The 5,629-nt window shown below is 52.5% G+C and carries 6 protein-coding genes; 3 read left to right on the forward strand and 3 right to left on the reverse strand.

The window, feature by feature from the left end:
• Both H7A81_RS25265 and paoA read right to left on the reverse strand, forming a co-directional pair.
• Positions 1-863: xanthine dehydrogenase family protein subunit M (locus tag H7A81_RS25265; RefSeq protein ID WP_182059094.1), on the reverse strand; the 863-nt coding region annotated here is incomplete at its 3' end.
• Positions 860-1,489 carry an aldehyde dehydrogenase iron-sulfur subunit PaoA gene (paoA, locus tag H7A81_RS25270; RefSeq protein WP_182059095.1) on the reverse strand — a complete coding sequence of 210 codons (630 nt, stop codon included), beginning with the start codon at positions 1,487-1,489 and terminating at the stop codon, positions 860-862. The genes H7A81_RS25265 and paoA, both read right to left, overlap by 4 nt.
• A 639-nt stretch (positions 1,490-2,128) precedes the next feature.
• Between paoA and H7A81_RS25275 the strand changes: the two genes are divergently transcribed.
• Positions 2,129-2,725, forward strand: coding sequence for a DUF2913 family protein (locus H7A81_RS25275; RefSeq protein ID WP_182059096.1), 597 nt, complete (start codon positions 2,129-2,131; stop codon positions 2,723-2,725).
• 374 nt (positions 2,726-3,099) lie between these two features.
• Positions 3,100-3,309 (forward strand): CsbD family protein, encoded by a 210-nt coding sequence (locus H7A81_RS25280; RefSeq protein ID WP_182059097.1) that lies wholly within the window; start codon positions 3,100-3,102, stop codon positions 3,307-3,309.
• Between the two features lie 220 nt (positions 3,310-3,529).
• Here H7A81_RS25280 and H7A81_RS25285 read toward each other — a convergent pair whose 3' ends face one another.
• Complete coding sequence (locus tag H7A81_RS25285; RefSeq protein WP_182059098.1) at positions 3,530-4,303, reverse strand: nucleotidyltransferase domain-containing protein; 774 nt, start codon at positions 4,301-4,303, stop codon at positions 3,530-3,532.
• 647 nt (positions 4,304-4,950) lie between these two features.
• Between H7A81_RS25285 and H7A81_RS25290 the strand changes: the two genes are divergently transcribed.
• The coding region (locus H7A81_RS25290; protein ID WP_182059099.1) for a Fic family protein at positions 4,951-5,629 on the forward strand (679 nt) is incomplete at its 3' end.

The following is a 5,629-nucleotide window of genomic DNA, read 5'->3' on the forward strand; positions in this document are numbered from 1 at the left end:
CTGAAGAGCCGATCGAATACCGGCTGAAAGCCATTTTGCATTTCAGCATCGGCCTCATCGCTGCGCCACGGCTTGTGGGCTACGCCGCCCATTGCCACGCGACCAGACCCGTCTGGCCGGAAGACGGCTGCCACCGACACCAGTGCAAACGCGTACGATGCCCGGTCCCGCACCTTGCGGTACAGGTGGACGCCTTCCACAGGCGGAGGCAGTACTACGCTGACAATCAGCTCCCCCGGCTGCAGCACGGTTTCAATATGCGGCGTGCTGCCGGGGGAGGGATAAAGATCGCTCATCTCGATACGACGTACGTTGCCGTCAGCGCTGACGGTTTCAATTTCCGCCCCGAGCAGCTGCATCGCCACGGCCATATCGCTGGGATGGGTTGCGATACAGTCATCGCTTCCACCCACGACCGCGTGCTGCCTGCTGTAACCCTGAATGGCCGCACAGCCGGTGGCGGGTGCACGTTTATTACAGGGCTGGTTCACGTCATAGAAATAGGGGCAGCGCGTACGCTGGAGAAGGTTTCCGGCCGTTGTCGCCTGATTGCGAAGCTGCCCGGAGGCACCGGCCAGCAGCGCTCTCGACAGAACGGCGTAATCCCTGCGAATACGGATGTCTGCGGCGAGGTCCGTGTTGCGAACCAGCGCCCCGATGCGCAGCCCTCCCTCAGGGAGGGCTTCAATCTGATCGAGCTCCAGAGCGTTCACATCAATCAGATGCCCGGGCGTCTCAATTCCCAGCTTCATCAGATCCAGAAGATTGGTGCCGCCAGCAATAAATCGGCAACCGGGGTGCTTCTGTGCGCTCAGCGCGGCTTCCGCAGGCGTGCTGACGCGTTCATAGGTAAAGGCTTTCATGATCCCTTCCTCCCCGCGTACTCCTGAAGAGCAGCAATAATATTGGCGTAGGCCCCGCAGCGGCAGATATTGCCGCTCATCCTTTCACGCAGTTCTGCTTCATTTACCTCAGAGCGGGAGGCCAGATCCTGCGTGACGTGACTTGGCACACCCGCTTCAATTTCACTGAGCATCGCAACCGAGGAACATATCTGGCCCGGCGTGCAGTAGCCGCACTGGTAGCCATCATGCCGGATGAAAGCAGACTGCAGAGGATGAAGATTGTCTGGCGTGCCCAGCCCCTCAATGGTGGTGATCTCTGCTTCCTGCTGCATTACGGCAAGCGTAAGGCAGGCGTTGATGCGTCTGCCGTTTGCAATGACAGTGCAGGCGCCACACTGGCCGTGATCGCATCCTTTCTTGGTACCGGTGAGCTTCAGATGCTCCCGCAGCGCATCAAGTAACGTGGTGCGCATATCGACCTCAAGCTCATGATGTGTGCCATTCACATTCAACGTGATATGAGCGTAGTGCGGAGTCGCTATCTCGTTTTCGTTAATGCTGACGGATTGAGATGAGAGCTCAGTTGGCCGGGAAAGTTGCGTTGGACTGGATTCGTGCGGATTCTGGTCGGGAGGATTGCTCATGACATGTCTCCGGTTAAACGAACGGATGCTCACAATAAAGATATTCAGTTTGTAAGGTTTTTAATCATGTTTAAGCATAGACGCCCTGTGGCGGAACATATTTGGGTCCTACAGCGCGACGCAAAAGTGGAGGTGCCCAATCTGCATATATGCCGTTCACGTTTTGAAGGTTATTGCCAGGAAATGACCTGCTGTGTTTCTGGGATATGATTTGCTCGCCCGCCGGTGGGTGACTTACACCTGCATTTATTTCTCTGACTGAAAATCTGATGAGGGTAGCGATGTCCGTCTGGACTGCAGTGAACACCGGGTTCTGAGATCCGGGGAATTTGCCGGTTACCTGTCTTTATCTGATATAAATCACGCAGAGCGGGATGAAATGCCCTCACGCAACAACAAACCCAGCAACTGGCTTACCGTCACGGTGATGGCAATCGCTGTGGCATGCATATCATGGCTGAATGTAAACGCGATATCTCATTTGATCCGGGCTCTGAACATAAAATTTTTTTCACTGGTATACGCCCGTTACGTGAAATTCAGGGCTGGAGAGGTTACGATCCAGGTCAGGCTGGCTTCAGGTTACCTGCACGTTGAAGGCACGCGGACTGATTAATAATAATATGGCCCCGATTACTGATGAATACCTCAAACCTTTATGTCGATCACCTGGCATGGTGTGGACTGATTGCGCTGAATTTGGCTCGCCAGGCCGGAACAGTCAGTTCCGCCGCGCAGGAAAACCTCTTTTTATGCCGGTGGCTGGCAACAGCTAAGAAGAAGCGCCTTTTCCGGCGCGAACTGGCAAATGATATCCGCTGGCTTCTCAAAGAAGGCAGGGAGAAAGGGCTTCGGGCCGACCTCCCGGGAAAACTTGAATATCTCTGGCGGGCGAGTATCGGTGACTTACTGACGCAAAATGACCTGTTCCGTCTTCAGCATATATTGCATGCGATCACCCTCACCGGGATTAATTACGGCATTCTGACCGAAACGGAATGGGAAGGTCGCCACGCAGTCAAACTGAACCCGAAAGTTCCTGGGCTGTATGTCAGAAAAAGCGATTTGCAAGCCGGTTTCGATGATGAGGGATGTCAGTTAAAACCGCTTGCCGTGCGCATCACAGCCGATCTTTCCGGAGTCGATGCTCTGCTTTTGCGTGCGGGATGGAAACGTAATGCAGACCTCAAAGATCCCTTACTGCATAACCTTACGAGCGATATTCAGAAAGCCTGAGGTTCACTCAGGCTACCCAATTTTATTTTTAACCTTGACGTTTTTGAAAACTCCGCGTTAGGCCAGTCGCCGCATCGATTCACATTTTCTGGCAGGAAATCACCATTCAGTATGCCAGGGGCGATGCCGTTTTCACGGTTTATCCGCAATCCCACAAAGTGTATAGAACGCCAAGACTCTCGCGGTACACCACGAGTCTGATACGCACTTCACCAGTTTCCGCCAGCGTGTACCGTTCGCCGGGCAAACATCATGAAAAATCTGTAAATGTGAACCCTGACAGGAAATCCTTCCAGAGTTTGCCATACTTATTAGTATCAAATTCTAAAATGGATTGCGCAAAAGCAGCCCGTGAATTAACTGAGGAGACCGACATGAACGAAGATCGTATCAGCGGAAACTGGAAGCAGTTCAAAGGAAAAGTTAAAGAGCAGTGGGGCAAGCTTACCGATGACGACATGGACGTGGCGGAAGGAAAGCGTGACCAGCTGGTTGGCCGTATCCAGGAACGTTACGGTTACGGTAAGGAACAGGCTGAAAAAGAGCTGAAGGACTGGGAAGACTCCAACCACTTTAAGTGGTAGCTCCTTAGACCAAATCAGAAAACCGGCTCTGTGCCGGTTTTTTTACGAGAAGGGATCGCTGATTCCTTCAGCCAGTCTGTGAAATAAGGAAAGGGCCGCGTCGGCCGGTGTAGAAATGGAAAAGAATTCATTCTTTCTGAAATCCCGTGTCATCAGCTCTCTTTTAGACAAGTCTAAATAAGCGCTCAGAAGCTCTGTTTTCCATACCATCCAATCGACATTACCGCTGACGCGTATGGAACTCTGCGTTCAGCCAGTAGGCAAAGGTCTTGATCCTGCTGGCGAACGCGACTATGTCACCCCGTGGGCGATAACTGATGGCCAGCAAGAAGTCCATCTCTTCAGCCAGTGCCGGATAACGTGCATTAAAATTTTCACAGTGCTCTTCGAGCGAAACAGGCCAGTCCTGATCGCTTTCTTCCCGGAGTATATTTGTTGCCCGTATGGCTTTGCGTGCAGCGGCCCGCTGAAGCGCATGCCTTTCTGATGGCTCGAGAGAGGGCTTCATGCGGGATACATAGCTATTCAGCACTGATAAGAAATCGCCGTTAACGGCAACCGCAATGTCCTTTGAGGGCCTGAAGGATTCAAACCGTTCGCGCAGGTCTTTACCATAGACGCAGACGCAGTGGTGCTTCAGCCAGTAGCCCCAGAGATTCTTATTCGCAGGCAGCAATACCGCATCCAGCGTACCCGGGTCGATATCGATTTTACTGACGACAGTATGGGCCATTTCAAGGCTGGATTTGACCTCCACCAATTTACGGGCGGTTTCACCATCCAGTTCCTGGGTGAAAATCACGGTAAGATCGAGATCTGAGTGGTTTTCTGTTGCCCGGCCTACGGCAACACTGCCATATACGTAAATGCTGTGGACCAGGTTCGGCACCGCAGTGGTAAGGCGTTTTACACTGTCACTAACAAGCTGCGAGAAGGCGGGCTGAACTTCCCTGAACTCAGGCTGGCAGATGAATCCGTTTTTATCGACGGCCATTACATTTTCTTCATGTCGGGCTTGAGGCTGCCGGATATACCCCGTCAGCACTAAGGTAAAACTATTCTACCAGCAGCCCGAACAGACTTCAGGTCAGATGCGCAGCGTTCAATACTCTTGTGACGCTCAGACCTGAAAAAGCGTATCCCATCCAATGTGATAATCAGACACTCTCAGGGCTTAACACTGAGACAGCGATGCGCAGTCGGTGTCAGATGACCACAGACCTCGTCAGGAAACCGGGTCTGATACCGGCGACATGCATTACATTGCGGCCGGGTTCAGCGCCCATATCCACAAATCCAGCGCATGCCCTGAGGGTTCACCTTCAGTAGGCAACAGCGATGCTATCGCAGGCCCTGGAAGACATCACTAACGATCGCGAGGATATCCGCACTACCTGTCATGTTCCCGACAAACTTTGATGAAGACACGCGTATGGGTGACAGCATTCATGAGGCATTATCGATCCTGCTTCTGGAGTTACGTGCTCTGGCGTCTGCCGTAATATGGCAAAGAACGGGGGAAAGGAGCTTCTAACAAAAAGATATTTTTACTAAGCTCTCTGTTATTAAAGCATCCTTTAATAAGCCATGGCATAATTTAAAAGTATTTTAATAACGTTAATGGCAGTGAAAGGATTTTTTATGAAACGTGCATCCGGGCACCTCATTACAACGACCAGCTATGAAGAGACAGTCAGTGCATTTATGCCGGCCCCCTTACCACCCACGGCGCCAGAACTTGATCCTGCGTCTTTCACTGAGCTGAATGAAAAGGCGGAAAAGTCACTGGCCCGGCTTTCTGGCATGTCAGGGCTGGTTTCGTCAAGCGAGTGGCTCGTCTACAGTGCTATTCGCAAGGAAGCTCTGCTGACTTCACAGCTGGAGGGTACTCAGGCAACTCTGACAGATATTTTTGATGAAGAAGCCGGACTGGCCGTCACGAATGTTGACGACGTTGAAGAGGTCACAAACTACCTGCGAGCCTATAAATTCGTTCACGATGAAATGAATTCTCCGTCGGGGCTGCCCGTTTGCGTCCGCCTGCTAAAGAATGCTCATGAGGTGCTCTTATCTGGCGCCCGGGGTGCCGCAAAACAGCCTGGGGAGGTAAGAACGACGCAGAACTGGATCGGCGGCACAAGGCCGGGCAACGCATCTTATGTTCCGCCGCCTCCTGAGAACGTCGGGGACTTACTGTCTGATCTGGAGAAGTTCATCCATGCGCCCGATCATTCTCTTCCGCCTCTTGTCCGGATAGCACTTGTGCACGCTCAGTTTGAAACCATCCACCCGTTTCTGGACGGTAACGGACGTATCGGAC

Source organism: Pantoea sp. ME81 (assembly GCF_903970985.1).
GTDB lineage: Bacteria > Pseudomonadota > Gammaproteobacteria > Enterobacterales > Enterobacteriaceae > Pantoea > Pantoea communis.

Excerpts from the sequence above, each read along its gene's own strand:
- paoA (WP_182059095.1), bottom strand. The coding sequence starts at position 1,489 with ATGAGCAATCCTCCCGACCAGAATCCGCACGAATCCAGTCCAACGCAA.
- H7A81_RS25275 (WP_182059096.1), top strand. The coding sequence starts at position 2,129 with ATGAATACCTCAAACCTTTATGTCGATCACCTGGCATGGTGTGGACTG.
- H7A81_RS25280 (WP_182059097.1), top strand. The coding sequence starts at position 3,100 with ATGAACGAAGATCGTATCAGCGGAAACTGGAAGCAGTTCAAAGGAAAA.
- H7A81_RS25285 (WP_182059098.1), bottom strand. The coding sequence starts at position 4,303 with ATGGCCGTCGATAAAAACGGATTCATCTGCCAGCCTGAGTTCAGGGAA.